Annotated in this window: 14 protein-coding genes; 10 read left to right on the top strand and 4 right to left on the bottom strand. The window is 66.4% G+C overall.

Annotation, left to right across the window (positions count from 1 at the left end):
• The first annotated feature begins 24 nt into the window (after positions 1–24).
• The 10 genes from LN047_RS19195 to LN047_RS19240 all read left to right on the top strand — a co-directional run bounded on the left by LN047_RS19195 (position 25) and on the right by LN047_RS19240 (position 12,929).
• Positions 25–498, top strand: a complete 474-nt coding sequence (locus LN047_RS19195) for a (2Fe-2S)-binding protein (RefSeq protein WP_373979893.1) — start codon at positions 25–27, stop codon at positions 496–498.
• Positions 495–2,783, top strand: a complete 2,289-nt coding sequence (locus tag LN047_RS19200) for a molybdopterin cofactor-binding domain-containing protein (protein ID WP_373979894.1) — start codon at positions 495–497, stop codon at positions 2,781–2,783. Before LN047_RS19195 ends, LN047_RS19200 begins: the two co-directional genes overlap by 4 nt.
• On the top strand, positions 2,783–3,748 hold the full coding sequence (locus LN047_RS19205) for an XdhC family protein (RefSeq protein ID WP_217618671.1): 966 nt from the start codon (positions 2,783–2,785) through the stop codon (positions 3,746–3,748). The genes LN047_RS19200 and LN047_RS19205 overlap by 1 nt, the downstream gene beginning before the upstream one ends.
• 149 nt (positions 3,749–3,897) lie before the next feature.
• Entirely contained in the window at positions 3,898–4,803 is a 906-nt protein-coding gene (locus tag LN047_RS19210) for a LysR family transcriptional regulator (RefSeq protein ID WP_373979895.1), read from the top strand.
• 84 nt (positions 4,804–4,887) lie between these two features.
• On the top strand, positions 4,888–5,631 hold the full coding sequence (gene hutC / locus LN047_RS19215) for a histidine utilization repressor (protein WP_269142758.1): 744 nt from the start codon (positions 4,888–4,890) through the stop codon (positions 5,629–5,631).
• A 193-nt stretch (positions 5,632–5,824) separates the two neighbouring features.
• Positions 5,825–7,507: a urocanate hydratase gene (hutU, locus tag LN047_RS19220; RefSeq protein ID WP_373979896.1), complete on the top strand. Its 1,683-nt coding sequence runs from the start codon at positions 5,825–5,827 to the stop codon at positions 7,505–7,507.
• 52 nt (positions 7,508–7,559) lie between these two features.
• The gene (gene hutH / locus LN047_RS19225; RefSeq protein ID WP_056323184.1) at positions 7,560–9,089 is read left to right on the top strand and encodes a histidine ammonia-lyase; all 1,530 of its coding nucleotides are present in this window, start codon (positions 7,560–7,562) and stop codon (positions 9,087–9,089) included.
• A 121-nt stretch (positions 9,090–9,210) separates the two neighbouring features.
• On the top strand, positions 9,211–10,641 hold the full coding sequence (locus LN047_RS19230) for an amino acid permease (protein WP_373979897.1): 1,431 nt from the start codon (positions 9,211–9,213) through the stop codon (positions 10,639–10,641).
• Between the two features lie 58 nt (positions 10,642–10,699).
• Positions 10,700–11,911: an imidazolonepropionase gene (hutI, locus tag LN047_RS19235; protein ID WP_373979898.1), complete on the top strand. Its 1,212-nt coding sequence runs from the start codon at positions 10,700–10,702 to the stop codon at positions 11,909–11,911.
• A 67-nt stretch (positions 11,912–11,978) separates the two neighbouring features.
• A complete protein-coding gene (locus LN047_RS19240; RefSeq protein ID WP_373979899.1) occupies positions 11,979–12,929 on the top strand; it encodes an NAD(P)H-dependent flavin oxidoreductase in 951 nt (316 codons plus the stop codon).
• A gap of 28 nt (positions 12,930–12,957) precedes the next feature.
• On the opposite strand, the gene LN047_RS19245 is transcribed toward LN047_RS19240, so the two are convergent.
• The 4 genes from LN047_RS19245 to LN047_RS19260 all read right to left on the bottom strand — a co-directional run bounded on the left by LN047_RS19245 (position 12,958) and on the right by LN047_RS19260 (position 16,499).
• Positions 12,958–13,929, bottom strand: coding sequence for a tripartite tricarboxylate transporter substrate binding protein (locus LN047_RS19245; RefSeq protein WP_062842189.1), 972 nt, complete (start codon positions 13,927–13,929; stop codon positions 12,958–12,960).
• A gap of 41 nt (positions 13,930–13,970) precedes the next feature.
• Positions 13,971–15,167, bottom strand: a complete 1,197-nt coding sequence (locus tag LN047_RS19250; RefSeq protein ID WP_373979900.1) for a CaiB/BaiF CoA transferase family protein — start codon at positions 15,165–15,167, stop codon at positions 13,971–13,973.
• Positions 15,164–15,898, bottom strand: a complete 735-nt coding sequence (locus LN047_RS19255; protein WP_334166742.1) for an enoyl-CoA hydratase/isomerase family protein — start codon at positions 15,896–15,898, stop codon at positions 15,164–15,166. The genes LN047_RS19250 and LN047_RS19255 overlap by 4 nt, the downstream gene beginning before the upstream one ends.
• A 73-nt stretch (positions 15,899–15,971) precedes the next feature.
• On the bottom strand, positions 15,972–16,499 hold the full coding sequence (locus tag LN047_RS19260; protein ID WP_180100587.1) for a MarR family winged helix-turn-helix transcriptional regulator: 528 nt from the start codon (positions 16,497–16,499) through the stop codon (positions 15,972–15,974).
• Positions 16,500–16,526: the final 27 nt, after the last annotated feature.

The raw sequence follows: 16,526 nt of genomic DNA on the forward strand, positions 1-16,526 counted from the left end.
CCGTGCCTCTCAGGAACTGCCCCCATGACGCAACTGCAAATCAACGGTCAGACCCAGGACGTCGACGTCCCGGACGACATGCCGATCCTATGGGTTCTGCGAGACGAGCTGGGCATGACCGGCACCAAGTTCGGTTGCGGCATGGCGCTGTGTGGCGCCTGTACGGTGCATATCGACGGCACGCCCGTGCGCGCCTGCCTTACCCCCGTCTCGGTGGCTTCCGGCCGCCAGCTGTCGACCATTGAAGGCATGGATGCCGATCCGGTCGGCCGGGCGGTGCAGACGGCCTGGGTCGACAACAACGTCGCGCAGTGCGGCTACTGCCAGGCGGGCCAGATCATGACGGCGGTGAGCCTGTTGAAGGCCAACCCCACTCCCACCGAACAGGAGATCGCGGACGCCATGAGCGGCAACATCTGCCGCTGCGGCACCTACCCGCGCATCCTGGCTGCCATTCAGCAGGCCGCCAACCGCCTCGCCCAAGGAGGCAAGCAATGACCGCCGCTCAACTTTCGCGCCGCGCTTTCCTGCAGGGCAGCCTGGGCGTCTTGACGCTTGCCGTCACGGCCAGGGGGTGGGTCACGACCGCGGTGGCCGCCGAGCCGGCCGCCAAGGCGTATGGCGCCGACAGCATGCCTGGCGGTACCGTGGACGATCCGCTGGTCTTTGTCAGCATCGACGCCGACGGCACGGTCACCATCGTGGCGCACCGCGCGGAAATGGGCACGGGCGTGCGCACCAGCCTGCCGATGGTGGTGGCCGACGAGATGGAAGCCCGCTGGGAACGCGTGAAGGTCGTGCAGGCGCCCGGCGACGAAGCGCGCTACGGCAATCAGAACGTGGACGGCTCGCGCAGCATGCGGCACTTCCTGATGCCGATGCGGCGCGTGGGCGCCGCGGCCCGGCAGATGCTGGAAGCCGCCGCCGCCGCACGTTGGGCCGTGCCTGTTGCCGAGGTCAAGGCCGAACAGCATGAAGTGCTGCATCCGCCCACCGGCCGTCGTCTGTCCTATGGCGACCTGGCGGCGGACGCGGCCAAGCAGCCCGTGCCGGCCGGCGACGCGCTCAAGCTCAAGGACCGGTCCGCATTCCGGTACATCGGCAAGGATCAGGTTCGCCTCGTGGACCTCGAAGCCATCGGCAAAGGGCAAGCCACCTACGGCATGGACATGCGCCTGCCCGGCATGGTCTATGCCGTCGTCGCGCGGCCTCCCGTCGTCGGCGGCCGGCTGCGGCGTTTCGACAGCGCCAAGGCGCTGGCCGTGCCCGGCGTGCTGAAGGTCGTCGAGATTCCCCCCATGCAGGGCGCCCCCGCATTCCAGCCGCTGGGCGGCGTGGCCGTCGTGGCGCGCAACACCTGGGCCGCCCGCCAGGGACGCGACGCGTTGGAGATCGAATGGGACGATGGCCCGAACGGCAACTATGACTCGGCCGCCTACCGGCAAACGCTGCAGGCGGCGGCCCGCGCGCCCGGCAAGACGATGCGCAACCAGGGCGACGCCGCCAATGCCTGGGCCAAGGCGCCCGAAGCCGAGCGCGTCGCCGCGGAATACTACGTGCCCCATCTGGCGCACGCATCGATGGAACCGCCGGTCGCCACCGTGCAGATCAAGGGCAACAGCGCCGAGGTCTGGACGTCCGTGCAGAATCCGGCCGCCGCTAAAAGCGCGGTCGCCGCGCGCCTGAAGCTGGACCCCGCCAACGTCAAGGTCAACGTGCTGCTGCTGGGCGGCGGCTTCGGGCGCAAGTCCAAGCCTGATTTCGTGGACGAAGCCGCCATCGTGGCCCGCGCCATGCCCGACGGCACGCCGGTCAAGCTGGTCTGGACGCGCGAGGACGATATCCATCACGACTATCTGCACACCGTGTCGGTCGAGCGACTGGAAGCCATCATGGACGCGCAGGGACAAGTCCAATCCTGGCTGCACCGCAGCGCCGCCCCCACCATCGCCTCGCTGTTTGCGCAAGGCGCCAAGGGGCAGCAGATGTTCGAATCGGCCATGTCGGCGATCAACATGCCCTACCGCATTCCGAACGTGCGCGTGGAGACCGCCGAAGTCGACGCCCACGCCCGCATCGGCTGGTTCCGGTCTGTCGCCAACATTCCCCATGCCTTCGCGGCCCAGTGCTTCATCGACGAACTGGCCCACCGCGCGGGCAAGGATCCGCAGGCCTTCGCGCTGGACCTGATCGGCCCGGCCCGCCAGATCGACCCCGGCACGATGGCCGACACGTGGAACTACACCGAGTCGCCCGAACGCTACCCGTACGACACCGGCCGCCTGCGCGGCGTGATCGAGGCCGCGTGCAAGGGCGCAGGCTGGGGCCGCACCTTGCCCAAGGGCCATGGCCTGGGTTTGGCCTTCTGCTACAGCTTCATGAGCTACACGGCCACGGTCGTCGAAGTGGCGGTGGACGACAAGGGCGAGGTCCGCGTCGTCGCCGTGGACATGGCCATGGACTGCGGCCCGCAGATCAACCCCGAACGCATCCGCGCGCAAATGGAAGGCGGCGCCATCATGGGCCTTGGCCTGGCGCTGACCAGCGAAATCACCTTCGAAAAAGGCCGCGTGAAGCAAAGCAACTTCCATGACTACGAAGTCCTGCGCCATAACGCCTCGCCGCGCTTGATCCGCACGCACCTGGTCAATGACGATCACGCGTTGCCGCCGGGCGGGGTGGGCGAGCCGCCGGTGCCGCCCGTGGCCCCCGCCCTGTGCAACGCCATCTTCGCCGCGACAGGCAAGCGGATCCGCAGCCTGCCGGTGCGCAAGGTGGCATGATGGAAAGTGTTGATGTGCGCGTGCTGCGCGCGGCGCGCGATTGGCAGGTGGCCGGTCATCGCCTGATGCTGGCCACCGTCGTCAAGACGTGGGGGTCGTCGCCGCGGCCCGTCGGCTCGATGATGGTGCTGCGCGAGGACGGCCGCTGCATCGGATCGGTCTCCGGCGGCTGCATCGAGGACGACCTGATCCACCGCTACACGCGGGCCTACGGCGACGGGGCCATTCCGCAGTCGGCGCCCGAACTCGTTCGCTATGGCGTCACGGCCGACGAGGCGCACCGCTTCGGGCTGCCTTGCGGCGGCACGCTTGAGCTGCTGCTTGAATTCGAACCCGACGGCGCGGCGCTTGACGCATTGGTCCGCCGGCTTGAGGCGGGCCACCTCGTGCAGCGGACCGTGGATTGCGCGTCCGGGGCCGTGACGCTTGGCGACGCATCGGCGCCCGAGGCCCTGCATTTCGATGGCGTCACGCTGTCCAGCACGCTTGGCCCCCAATACCGGTTGCTCCTCATCGGCGCCGGATCGCTGGCCGAATACGTCGCCACCATGGCGCTATTCAATGACTTCGCGGTGACCGTGTGCGACCCGCGCATCGAGCACCTGGGCACATGGTCCGTGGACGGCGTGGCCTTCACCACCGAAATGCCCGACGACGCCGTGCGCGCGCTCGCCCCTGATTCCCGAACCTGCATCGTGGCGCTCAGCCATGACCCCAAGCTTGACGACATGGCCTTGCTGGAAGCGCTGCACAGCCCCGCCTTCTACGTGGGCGCCATCGGCTCACGCCGCAACGCCGCCAGCCGACGGGAGCGGTTCATGGAACACTTCGATGAAACGGAAGCGTCGCTGCAACGGCTGCACTCGCCGGTCGGACTGCACATCGGCAGCAAGACGCCCGCCGAGATCGCGGTGAGCGTCATGGCGCACATCCTGGCGGTCAAGAATGGGGTCACGGCCCGGTAAGACCCGGCGCCGCTCGCAGGCGCCGCCCGCCGTCAGTCCGGATTCGCGCTTGTCTTTGCCCGAATCCCCGCAAACGGCCGAGCGGAAAGCTAGCTGATCAATCCTCAAAAGCTTTATAAGATCAGCGAACCAATTTCCCCATTCGTCCCATGGCCCGTCGCAACCTCAATGACCTCCTTTACTTCGTGACGGTCGCGCGCGAAGGCAGTTTCACCCGTGCGGCGTCGCTGCTTGGCGTGACGCAATCGGCGCTCAGCCAATCCGTCAGCGGCCTGGAAACGCGCCTGCAGATCCGGCTGCTCAGGCGCACCACGCGCAGTGTTTCGCCCACCGCGGCGGGCGAGCGGCTGCTCAACGCCATCGGCAACCGCTTCGACGAGATCGAGGCAGAGCTGGACGAGCTGACCGAACTGCGCGACAAGCCGGCGGGAACCGTGCGCATCACCTGTGGCGACTACGTGCTGCACAGTATCCTGCTGCCCAAGCTGACGCCGTTGATGCGCGAGTATCCGGACATCAAGCTGGAGTTCGACGTGAACTACGGATTCCGCGACATCGTGGCGGACCGGTTCGATGCCGGTGTGCGCATGGGCAAGACCATCGACAAGGACATGATCGCCGTACCCATTGGTCCGCCAATGCGCCTGGCCGTGGTGGGGTCGCCCGGCTACTTCGAATCGCGGCCCGTCCCGAAGGTGCCCCAGGATCTGATGCAGCACGCCTGCATCAATCAGCGCATGCAAAGTTCAGGCGGCCTGTATGTGTGGGACTTCGAGCGCCGCGGCCGACAGGTCAACGTCCGCGTGGACGGCCCGCTGATCTTCAACACCACCCAGCCCCAGATCGACGCGGCGCTGTCGGGACTTGGGCTGTCGCTGTTGCCGGAGGACGAATTGATGCCCTATCTGGAATCCGGCCAGCTGGTCCGGGTGCTGGAGGACTGGTGCCCCAGCTTCGAGGGATACCATCTTTACTACCCCAGCCGGCGGCAACCGTCGCCGGCGTTTTCGCTGGTGGTCGCCGCGCTGCGGGTCAGCAGGCCGGCGCGAGGCTAGGCCCGGCCCCCGCGCGCGATGTGTACCTGTCTATACTAGAGCCCGCATTTTCACCGCTCACACGTTGCATACCCAGGATCCCTCGTGGCTGCTTCCCCTCCCCGATTGCCCGTCCCAGCCAATGCCCCGCCCGCTCCGCTGTACGCGCAGGTCAAGCAGATGATTGCGCAGCAGATCCGCAGCGGCGCCTGGCCCGCGCATTACCGCGTGCCGTCGGAAGCCGAACTGGTCGAGGAACTGGGATTCAGCCGCATGACGATCAACCGCGCACTGCGCGAATTGACATCGGAAGGCCTGCTTGTGCGGATGCAAGGCGTCGGCACCTTCGTCGCGCAGCCCAAGGCGCGCTCGGCCCTGTTTGCCGTGAACAACATCGCCGACGAGATCGCGGCGCGGAACCACCGGCACCACAGCCGCGTGGTGCGGCTGGCTGAAGAGCCGGCCGGCGCCGAACAAGCCCAGGCGCTGGAAATCCGTGCGGGGCAGCCGGTCTTTCATTCGATCATCGTCCACTACGAGGACGACGTGCCGATCCAGCTGGAAGACCGGTACGTCAACGTCCGCCTTGCGCCCGACTACCTGAAGCAGGACTTCACGCAAAGCACGCCCTATGACTACCTGACCCGCGTGGCGCCGCTGAGCGCGGGCGAGCACGTGGTCGAGGCGATCCTGGCCAAGCCGCGCGAGTGCCAATTGCTGCAGATCGAACGCGATGAGCCATGCCTGCTCATCAGCCGGCGCACCTGGTCCGGCGACCGCGCGGTAACCCTGGCCCGGCTGATCCACCCCGGCTCGCGCCATCGCCTGGAAGGCAAGTTCACGACGTGACGCCCGCGCCATCGCGGCGCCCCCTGCTTCTATCGCCAATGCCGAATCCCTGCGGGCTCGGCATTTTTCATTGGGGTAATCCCTGATTCGAAAACAGGTCATCTACTCTTGTCTATACAACCATAGGCATCATAAGATTCGATCACCTTGGCGCTGGATCACCGCGCGCCTCGACCCGATCCAGGAGACACATTTGAAGCCTTCGACCCGATTCCGCGACACCGTCATTCGCGCACCGCGCGGCAGCCAACTTACGGCCAAGAGCTGGCTGACCGAAGCGCCCTTGCGCATGCTCATGAACAACCTCGACCCCGACGTGGCCGAGAACCCGAACGAGCTCGTCGTGTATGGCGGGATCGGCCGTGCGGCCCGCGACTGGGATTGCTACGACAAGATCGTCGAATCGCTTACGGCCCTGAACGACGACGAAACGCTGCTGGTGCAATCGGGCAAGCCGGTCGGCGTGTTCAAGACGCACGCCAACGCGCCCCGCGTGCTGATCGCCAATTCGAACCTCGTCCCGCATTGGGCCACGTGGGAACACTTCAACGAACTGGACGCCAAGGGGCTGGCCATGTACGGCCAGATGACCGCCGGCAGCTGGATTTACATCGGCAGCCAAGGCATCGTGCAGGGCACGTACGAGACCTTCGTCGAAGCGGGCCGCCAGCACTACGGCGGCAACCTCGCCGGGCGCTGGGTCCTGACCGCGGGCCTGGGCGGCATGGGCGGCGCGCAGCCCCTGGCGGCCACGCTGGCGGGCGCGTGCTCGCTCAACATCGAATGCCAGCAAAGCCGGATCGACTTCCGCCTGCGCACGCGCTATGTGGACGAACAGGCCGCCAACCTGGACGACGCGCTGGCCCGCATCGCCAAACACACGCAAGCAGGCCGCGCGGTGTCCGTCGCGCTCTGCGGCAACGCCGCCGAGATCCTGCCCGAGCTCGTGCGCCGGGGCGTCAGGCCCGACATGGTCACCGACCAGACCAGCGCGCACGACCCCTTGAACGGCTACTTGCCCGCCGGCTGGACCTGGCAGGAATACCGCGATCGCGCTGAGCGCGAGCCGGCGGCGGTCATCAAGGCCGCCAAGCAGTCGATGGCCGTGCATGTGCAAGCCATGCTGGCATTCCAGCGGCAGGGCATCCCCACCTTCGACTACGGCAACAACATCCGGCAGATGGCCAAGGAAGAAGGCGTTGCCGACGCGTTCGACTTCCCCGGCTTTGTCCCGGCCTACATCCGGCCGCTGTTCTGCCGGGGCGTGGGTCCGTTCCGCTGGGCCGCGCTGTCCGGCGACCCACAGGACATCTACAAAACCGACGCCAAGGTCAAGGAACTGATTCCCGACGACGCCCACCTGCACCGCTGGCTCAGCATGGCGCGCGAACGCATCAGCTTCCAGGGGCTGCCCGCCCGTATCTGCTGGGTGGGCCTGGGCGCGCGCGCCAAGCTGGGCCTGGCATTCAACGAGATGGTCCGGTCGGGCGAGCTGTCGGCGCCCATCGTCATTGGCCGGGACCACCTGGATTCCGGCTCCGTCGCCAGCCCCAACCGCGAAACCGAGTCCATGCGCGACGGCTCGGACGCCGTGTCCGACTGGCCGCTGCTCAACGCGCTGCTCAATACCGCCAGCGGCGCGACCTGGGTCTCGCTGCATCACGGCGGCGGCGTCGGCATGGGCTTCTCGCAGCATTCCGGCATGGTCATCGTGTGCGACGGCACCGACGCGGCCGCCGAGCGCATTGCCCGGGTGCTGACCAACGATCCGGCCACGGGCGTGATGCGGCACGCCGACGCCGGGTATCAGATCGCCATCGATTGCGCCCGCGAGCAGGGCTTGAACCTGCCCATGGTGACCGGCAAGCACGACTGACCGCACAACAATGATCGCAAGCAGCCGGGCAACCGGCGTGGGAGAAGTGGAAATGGAATTGCATGTGAAACCGGGCCACCTGACGCTGGCCGACCTGCGGCGCGCCTACCGGCAGCCCGTAAGCCTGACGCTGGATCCCGGCGCCGCGCAGGGCATCGACGCCAGCGTGGCCACGGTTGAACGCATCATCGCCGAAGGCCGCACGGTCTACGGCATCAATACCGGCTTTGGCCTCTTGGCTTCCACCAAGATTGCGCGCGAGGACCTGCAGGCCTTGCAGACTTCGCTGGTGCGTTCGCATGCCGCCGGCGTGGGCGAGGCGCTGGACGACGCGATGGTGCGCCTCATCATGGTGCTGAAGATCAACAGCCTGGCCCGCGGCTATTCCGGTGTGCGCCGCAAAGTCATCGACAGCCTGATTGCCTTGGTCAACGCGGGCGTTTATCCCCACATTCCGCTCAAGGGTTCGGTGGGCGCCTCGGGCGACCTCGCCCCGCTTGCCCACATGTCGATGGTGCTGCTGGGCGAAAGCCAGGCGCGCCATCAGGGCGAATGGCTGCCCGCGCGCGACGCCCTGGCGCGCGCCGGCCTGACGCCGCTGACGCTTGCCGCCAAGGAAGGCCTGGCGCTTCTGAACGGCACCCAGGTGTCCACCGCGTTTGCCCTGCGCGGTCTGTTCGAAGCCGAAGACATGATGGCGGCCGGCCTCGTTTGCGGCAGCCTCAGCGTCGAAGCCATGCTGGGCTCGCGCACGCCGTTCGATGCCCGCATTCACGCCGCGCGCGGCCAGACCGGCCAGATCGACGTGGCCGCCGTCTACCGCAGCCTGCTGGGCGAGGACAGCGAAGTCGGCCATTCCCACGCCGACTGCGGCAAGGTGCAAGACCCCTACTCCCTGCGTTGCCAGCCCCAGGTCATGGGCGCCTGCCTCACGCAGATCCGCCACGCGGCGCAGGTGCTCCAGATCGAAGCCAACGCCGTGTCCGACAACCCCCTCGTGTTCGTCGAACAAGGCGACGTCATCTCGGGCGGCAACTTCCATGCGGAGCCCGTCGCCCTCGTCGCCGACAATCTGGCGCTGGCGCTGGCCGAAATCGGCGCCCTGTCGGAACGGCGCATCGCGCTGATGATGGACAAGCACATGTCGCAATTGCCGCCATTCCTGGTCCGCAAGGGCGGCGTGAACTCCGGCTTCATGATCGCCCAGGTGACGGCGGCGGCGCTGGCCAGCGACAACAAGGCCTTGGCGCATCCAGCCAGCGTGGACAGCATGCCCACGTCGGCCAACCAGGAAGACCACGTCTCGATGGCGCCCAACGCGGGCAAGCGTCTGTGGGCCATGGCCGACAACGTGCGCGACATCCTGGCCATCGAATGGCTGGGCGCGTGCCAGGGGCTGGATTTCCGCGAGGGGCTCAAGACCTCTCCGCAACTGGAACAGGCGCGCCGCGCCCTCCGCGAAAAAGTATCTCACTACGAAGAAGACCGTTTCTTCGCGCCCGACATCGCGGCGGCCAGCGGGCTGCTCGCCGCGCAGGTCATGAACGGCCTGATGCCCCCGGGCCTTTTGCCCAGCCTGTGATGCCCCCCGTGGCGGCCGGATGACGCCGGCCGCCATTGCCACGCCGCGTTCACGCGCCCACCAGAAGGCGCCCCTCGCGGCGGTTGATGCCGAACGTCCAAGGGAACACGAGAGAGACACAATGCAAGCAACCAAGCAGTCCGACGCATCGGCCCCCGCGCAGGCGCTCACACGGGGCCTGAATGCCCGGCACATCCGCTTCATGGCATTGGGATCGGCCATCGGCACGGGGCTCTTCTACGGATCGGCCAAAGCGATCCAGGCAGCCGGGCCGTCGGTGCTGCTGGCGTACCTGGTCGCGGGCGCCGCCGTGTACATGGTGATGCGCGCCCTCGGCGAAATGGCGGTCCGCAATCCGGTATCCGGCTCGTTCGGCCACTACGCCACGCAATACCTGGGCCCGCTCGCGGGCTTTCTGACCGGTTGGACCTACGCGTTCGAGATGATCATCGTCTGTCTGGCCGACATCACCGCGTTCGGGTTGTACATGGGCTTTTGGTATCCCGACGTGCCACGCTGGATCTGGGTGCTGTCCATCGTCTGCTTCATCGGCGCCATCAACCTGCTGTCCGTCAAGGTGTTCGGCGAACTTGAGTTCTGGCTGTCGCTGCTGAAAGTCAGCGCCATCGTCGCGATGATTGCGGGCGGCCTGGGCATCATGCTGTTTGGCCTGGGACTGGGCGCGGACAGCGCCGCGACCGGCGTGCACAACCTCTGGGCGCACGGCGGCTTCATGCCCAATGGCGTGGGCGGGCTGATTGCGTCGCTGGCCGTGGTGGTGTTCGCGTTTGGCGGCATCGAGATCATCGGCATCACCGCCGGCGAAGCCAAGGACCCGGGCCGCACCATTCCCCGAGCCATCAACGCCGTCCCCATGCGCATCCTGCTCTTCTACGTGCTGACGCTATTCGTGCTGATGTCCATCTTCCCGTGGACGCAGATCGGCAGCAAAGGCAGTCCGTTCGTGCAGATCTTCGACAGCCTGGGCATCGGCTCGGCGGCCACCATCCTGAATATCGTCGTCATCTCCGCGGCCGTGTCGGCCATCAACAGCGACATCTTCGGCGCGGGCCGCATGCTGTATGGCATGGCGCAGCAAGGTCAGGCGCCGCGCGGCTTTGCCTCGGTCTCGGGCAACGGCGTGCCGTGGATGACGGTGGTGGTCATGTCCGTGGCGTTGCTGGTCGGCGTGTTGCTGAACTATCTGATCCCGGAGAATGTGTTCCTGCTCATTGCCTCAATCGCCACCTTCGCCACCGTATGGGTATGGCTGATGATTCTGCTCTCGCAAGTGGCGATGCGCCGCAAGATGCGCGCCGAAGACGTCGCCGCATTGAAGTTCCCGGTTCCGTTCTGGCCGCTGGGTCCCTTGCTGGCCATTGCCTTCATGGTGTTCGTGATCGCCGTCCTGGGATATTTCCCCGGCACGCAGACGGCGCTGGGCGTGGGCGCGGTGTGGATCGCGCTGCTTTGCGTGGCGTACCGTTTGTGGGTGCATCCCAAACACCCCGGCGGCGGCGCCCCGGCGCTGGCCACTCAGGGCTCGGATTGATCGGCGCGGCGCCTGCCAGGGCAATCCCCTGGCAGGCAGTTGCTTGAAGGAGAAGTGCATGAGACAAGTCTGGCGGCATTGCCACGCGGCCACGATGGCGGGTGGCGCGTATTCCCTCATCGAACACGCAGCCATCGTGACCCGCGCCGAGCGCATCGAGTGGATCGGTCCCGAAGCCCAATTGCCAAACGTGGACGCCGCGCACGTGCATGACCTGGGCGGCGCGTGGGTCACACCAGGCCTCATCGACTGCCACACTCATCTGGTGTTCGGCGGCGACCGCAGCCGGGAGTTCGAGCAACGCCTGCAAGGCGTCGACTACGCCACCATCGCCGCCCAGGGCGGCGGCATCGCCAGCACCGTGCGCGCCACGCGCGCGGCCACCGAAGACGAGCTCTACGCCAGCGCCCGCCGCCGCGCCGTGCAACTGCTGCGCGATGGCGTCACCACGCTGGAGATCAAATCCGGCTACGGGCTCGATCTGGAAAACGAACGCAAGATGCTGCGCGTGGCCCGTCACCTGGGCCAGACGCTACCCCTGACCGTGCAGGCAACCTGCCTGGCCGCGCACGCGCTGCCCCCCGAGTTCCAAGGCCGCCCCGACGACTACATTGATGAAGTCACTCAGCGCATGCTGCCCGCCCTGGCGGCCGAGGGCCTGGTCGATGCCGTCGACGCCTTCTGCGAACATCTGGCGTTCACGCCCGCTCAGGTGGAACGCGTGTTTCAGGCGGCGGCACGGCTGAACCTGCCCGTGAAGCTGCATGCCGAGCAACTGTCTTCGCTGCACGGCGCTAGCCTGGCGGCGCGCCATGGGGCGCTGTCAGCGGATCATCTCGAATACCTGACCGAATCGGATGTGCGGGCGATGGCCAAGGCGGGGACGGTGGCGGTGCTGTTGCCTGGGGCCTTCTATGCACTGCGCGAGACACAACTGCCACCGCTGGATCTGCTGCGCCAACACGGCGTACCCATCGCCATTTCGACGGATCTGAATCCCGGAACGTCGCCCGTGCTGTCGCTGCGCTTGATGCTGAGCATGGCGTGCACGTTGTTCCGGATGACGCCGGAGGAAACGCTGGCGGGCGTGACGGCAAATGCGGCCCGGGCGTTGGGCTTGTCAGCGACGCGCGGGACGCTGGAGGCGGGCAAGGTGGCGGATTTTGTCGTTTGGGATATTGCGCATCCGGCAGAGCTGGCTTACTGGGTGGGCGGGGATTTGGCCAAGCGCGTGGTACGGCATGGGGCGACGGTGAATTTGGCGGGTTGACGTTGCGATTTAGTTGATTAAATCAACGACGTGTCCGAGAATGGTTGCTTTCGGACGAGACGCCATCATGACCTTGCAAACCCCGCTGACTCATCTTTTGGGTATCCGATACCCCATCATTCAAGCCGGCATGAGCTGGGCGTCTTCCAACGCGGAACTGGCCGCCGCCGTGTCGGCCGCCGGCGGCCTGGGCGTGGTGGCATCCGGTCCGATGTACCCGGAGGCGCTGCAAGCCGCGCTGCGCAAGCTGCGCACCCTGACCGACGCGCCCTACGCGGTCAACATCCCGCTGTACAACAAGCGCGCGCGCGAACATCTGGACATCGCCATCGCCGAAGGTGCACCGGTCATCATTGCCTCGCAAGGCGGGCCGAAAGAGCATCTGGCCCGCGTGCACGATGCCGGGATGAAATGGCTGCAGGTCATTGCCAGCCCCGTCCACGCCGAAAAAGCCCAAGCAGCGGGCGTGGATGGCGTGATTGCGGTGGGCCTGGAAGCCGGCGGACATCCAGGCCCTGACGAGATCACCACACAGGTGCTGCTGCGTGCAACGGTGCAGCGCGTGGACCTGCCCGTCGTCGCCGCAGGCGGCATCGCGGATGGCGCCGGCATTGCCGCGGCGCTGTGCCTGGGCGCGGCTGGCGCGCAACTGGGAACGCGCTTCCTGCTGACGCCCGAGGCGAGCGTGCACGCCGATTACAAGGCGGCCGTGATGGCCGCCGGCATCAGCGACACCACCTTGGTCGGCCGCGGCCGCTCGCCGGTACGCATGCTGCGCAACGCTTTTGCACAGCAGTACCTGAACGCCGAACGCACCAGCAGCGACGAAGCGCTGGACGGCTTGTTCGCGCAAAGCACGCTGAAGCAGGCCGCGCTGGAAGGCAATGTCGACCTCGGCAAGGTGGAAGCCGGTCAAAGCGCGGGACTGATCGGCGACTTGGTGCCGGCCGCCGAATTGATGCAGCGCCTGGTTCAAGAGACGCTGGTTGCGATCCGGCGGCTTAGCGCGCTGGGGTGAAGCGCAAGTCCGCCGGCCCGCGCGCGCCCTACTTCTTCGTCAGACCAGCACTGTCCACCAGCTTGCGCATCGCAAGCTGGTCTTTTTCCACGTATTGGGTGGCTTCCTGCGGCGTCAGGGTCCAGAGCTCCACACCCTGAGCGTCCATCAGCTTGCGATACTCCGGCGACTGGTTCACGGCCTGCACGGCCTTGTTCAATTTTTCAAGCACCGCTTGCGGCGTGCCCTTGGGTGCGGCCAGGCTGTACCAGGACGCCGATTCGGCGCCGCTCACCCCTGCTTCAGCCAAGGTGGGCACATCGGGAAACAGTGCCGAACGCTTGGGGTTGGCATACGCCAGGGCCTTCAGTTTGCCGCTGCGGATGAACTGCACGCTGGCCGCCAGGTTCAGGACGGCCATATCGACCTGCCCGCCCACCAAATCATTGATGGCCGGCGCGGCGCCGCTATAGGGGATGTGCATGATGTCGACCTTGGCCTGCTGACGGAACAGCTCGCCGCCCAGATGCGGAGAACTGCCGGGCCCGGCCGACGCGTAGTTGATCTTGCCCGGCTCCTTGCGCGCCAGCGCGATCAGTTCCGGCAAGGTGGACACCGGCAAGGACGATCGCACGACCAGCATATTCGGCTGGTTGGCCACGATGGTCACAAAGGCGAAATCCTTGATGCCGTCGTAGGCCGTCCGCTGCATCAAGGGCGTCACGACATGCGCGGCCGACGTCCCCAGCAGCAGGGTGTAGCCATCCGGCTTGGCGCGCGCCACGAAATTTGCGCCGATCGCCGCACCGCCCCCGGCCTTGTTCTCCACGATGACCGGCTTGCCCAACTGTTTTTCCAGCTCGCGCGCCAGCGCGCGTCCCAGCACATCGGCGGGGCCGCCGGCGGCATAAGGATTGACCAGCGTGATCGGCTGGGTTGGGTAGGCGTCCGCCGCCAGGCTCGCACCGCTGCAAATCATGCTGACACCCAGGCCGCACAGCAATCGCTTCAAGGTCTTCATCGTTGTCTCCTGATCCTCATCGGGATGCTTTTTTTGTATTGCTAAATGGCGCCAAGCTGCCTTAACGCCGTGATTTCCTCGGCCGACAGCCCCAGCCTTGCGCGCAATACCTCGTCGGTATGCTCGCCCAGCAATGGTGGACGTTCGACCTGCGGATCTTCATAGCCCTCGAACTTGAAGGGCACCGGCACCGCGCCAAAACGGCCGATGCGGGGATGGTCATAGCTCGAGACCATGCCGCGCGCGCGGACATGCTCGTTATTCAGGATTTCGCCGACATCCAAAATCGGCCCAGCCGGCACGCCTGCGGCATCGCAACGGCGGCACAGCTCGTCGCGATCCACTCGGGCCACGGCAGCCTGCAAACCGGCCATGACTTCCTCCCGGCGGGCTACCCGCACGGCATTGCGCGCCAATTCGGCATCCGCGCCCCATTGAGGCAGATCCAGAAGGTCGCACAGCGGTTTCCAGTGTTGATCACTGCCGGTGATCTGCACCCATTTGCCATCGCGGCATTCAAATGCCGCCGACGGCACCCGGCCAGGATGTTCCGTGCCCATGCGCGGCGGCACCTCTCCCAAGGCGAAATAGCGCGCAGCCGCCAGCGACAACAGACCGACCTGTCCGTCCAGCATGGAGAAGTCGATATGGCACCCGCGTCCGCTGCGCTCGCGGCCGACAAGGGCGGACAAGATGCCAATCGCCGCCCACAGGCCCGAGGTCAGGTCGGCCACCGGCAATCCGGGCTTCACCGGTCCGCCATCGCGCTCGCCGGTCAGACTCATGATCCCGCCCATGGCCTGGAACACCGTGTCATAGCCCTTGCGAGGGGCGTACGGCCCAGTCATCCCAAAGCCGGTGCACGAGAAATAGATCAAGTCCGGGTTTCCCGGCGCGATGTGGATCTTGTCCAGGCCGTAACGCGCCAGGGTGCCCACCGGAAAATTCTCGACCACCACATCGGCATCCTGCGCCAGCCGGCGTATCACCTCCTGGCCCTCGGGCTTGCGAAAATTGACGGTGATGGACTGCTTGCTGCGGTTGAAGGCCAGGTAATAGGCCGACTCGTCCCCATCCTCGCCGTGCACCTTGGGTTCGAATCCGCGCGTCTCGTCGCCGCCATCGGGCTGCTCGACCTTGATCACCGTGGCGCCCAACTCGGCCAGGATCATCGACGCGAAAGGGCACGCCAGCACCCGCGACAAATCCAGGATGGTGATGCCATCAAGCGGCTTCATCGCGACGCCCCCTGACGAAAACCGCGCATGATGACGTTGGCATCGCGGCCCACCCCCAGCGCGTCTTCCAGCCCCAGGTCCGCGCACCGATGGAACGCGCGCTTGGTCAGGCCCATGGCCGCCGCTTCCCACCCGGCAAGACGCTCGGCAAAGGCCAGCGCCTGCGGCATGACGTCGGCGGCGGGCACGGCCCGGTTGGCCAACCCCAACGCCACCGCCCGATGGCCGTCGATGGGCTCGGCCATGGCCACCAGCTCGAAGGCCTGCTTGCGGCCCAGCTGCCGCACCAGATTGGCCATCACCACGGCCGCCACGATGCCGTGACGCAGTTCGGGATAGCCAAAGCGCGTGTCCTCGGCCATCACCACCATGTCGCACGCCAGCGCAAGTCCTGCGCCGCCGCCCAGCGCATTGCCATGCACGGCGGCGATGACAGGCTTGCTCATGCGCGAGAAAACCAGATGCAGATCGGTGGTCAGGCTGGCGCGCGCCAGCACGGCCTCGGGATGCTCGGGCGTCAGCGCCGAGAACTCCGTCGTATCCGCGCCCGCGCAAAAGGACTTGCCATTGCCGGTCAGCACGATGGTGCGTACCGCGGGATCCTGGTCGGCCTCGCGCAGCGCGGCCAGCAACCCGGCGGTCAAGGCGGTGTTCAGCGCATTGTGCTTCTCCGGGCGATTCAGCCGAAGCACGCGCACCGCGCCTTGGTTCTCGACAATCAATTCAGCCATCGTTTTGCCTCTATTTAATTGATTTAATCAACTTTATGAATAAAAGAAAGCCTGTCTTGGACAGGCAATCGTCTCAGCGCGGCTGGACGCCGCGGCCGCGGCGGGCCGGCACTTCGGCCTTCAAGTCATTGAGCATGTCCAGCATGTGCGTCGTCATCTTTTCCAGGGCACGCTCCAGCACCTCGCGCTCATCTTCGCTCAGCACCGCCAGCATCTCCTCGTTGCGCTCAACGGCAGCCGGAAACATCTCTTGATAGAGCTTTTTCCCGGCGCGCGTCAGGTCCAGGTTGACCCCGCGCGCATCCTGGGCATCCGCGCAGCGCTCGATCAGGCCGCGCTCGATCAGGTCGGACACCGTGCGGCTCGCCTGGCTTTTGTCGATGTTGGCTTCCCGAGCCAGCGCGTTCAAGGACATATTGGGCGCGGCGCCCAGCAAGGCCAGGATCCGCCACTCACGCGGGCCCACGCCATAGCGGCTTTCGTTCAGGCCCGCCGCAATGCGGCTGGACACGTAGGCCAGCCGGTTCAAGCGATAGGAAAACAGCTCCTTGAGCGCGGCGGGCGCGGGTCGGCCCGAGGAAAGCTTGCTTCGAGTTGCCATGGAGTTCTCTTGGAGCGGTTGCGGTGA

The sequence above is a fragment of the Achromobacter sp. JD417 genome (assembly GCF_041879325.1).
Classification (GTDB): domain Bacteria; phylum Pseudomonadota; class Gammaproteobacteria; order Burkholderiales; family Burkholderiaceae_B; genus Achromobacter; species Achromobacter mucicolens.

Coding starts and splice junctions, on each gene's coding strand:
- LN047_RS19200 (WP_373979894.1), top strand. CDS start 495: ATGACCGCCGCTCAACTTTCGCGCCGCGCTTTCCTGCAGGGCAGCCTG.
- LN047_RS19260 (WP_180100587.1), bottom strand. CDS start 16,499: ATGGCAACTCGAAGCAAGCTTTCCTCGGGCCGACCCGCGCCCGCCGCG.
- LN047_RS19255 (WP_334166742.1), bottom strand. CDS start 15,898: ATGGCTGAATTGATTGTCGAGAACCAAGGCGCGGTGCGCGTGCTTCGG.
- hutI (WP_373979898.1), top strand. CDS start 10,700: ATGAGACAAGTCTGGCGGCATTGCCACGCGGCCACGATGGCGGGTGGC.
- LN047_RS19250 (WP_373979900.1), bottom strand. CDS start 15,167: ATGAAGCCGCTTGATGGCATCACCATCCTGGATTTGTCGCGGGTGCTG.
- LN047_RS19245 (WP_062842189.1), bottom strand. CDS start 13,929: ATGAAGACCTTGAAGCGATTGCTGTGCGGCCTGGGTGTCAGCATGATT.
- LN047_RS19205 (WP_217618671.1), top strand. CDS start 2,783: ATGGAAAGTGTTGATGTGCGCGTGCTGCGCGCGGCGCGCGATTGGCAG.
- LN047_RS19230 (WP_373979897.1), top strand. CDS start 9,211: ATGCAAGCAACCAAGCAGTCCGACGCATCGGCCCCCGCGCAGGCGCTC.
- LN047_RS19210 (WP_373979895.1), top strand. CDS start 3,898: ATGGCCCGTCGCAACCTCAATGACCTCCTTTACTTCGTGACGGTCGCG.
- LN047_RS19195 (WP_373979893.1), top strand. CDS start 25: ATGACGCAACTGCAAATCAACGGTCAGACCCAGGACGTCGACGTCCCG.
- LN047_RS19240 (WP_373979899.1), top strand. CDS start 11,979: ATGACCTTGCAAACCCCGCTGACTCATCTTTTGGGTATCCGATACCCC.
- hutH (WP_056323184.1), top strand. CDS start 7,560: ATGGAATTGCATGTGAAACCGGGCCACCTGACGCTGGCCGACCTGCGG.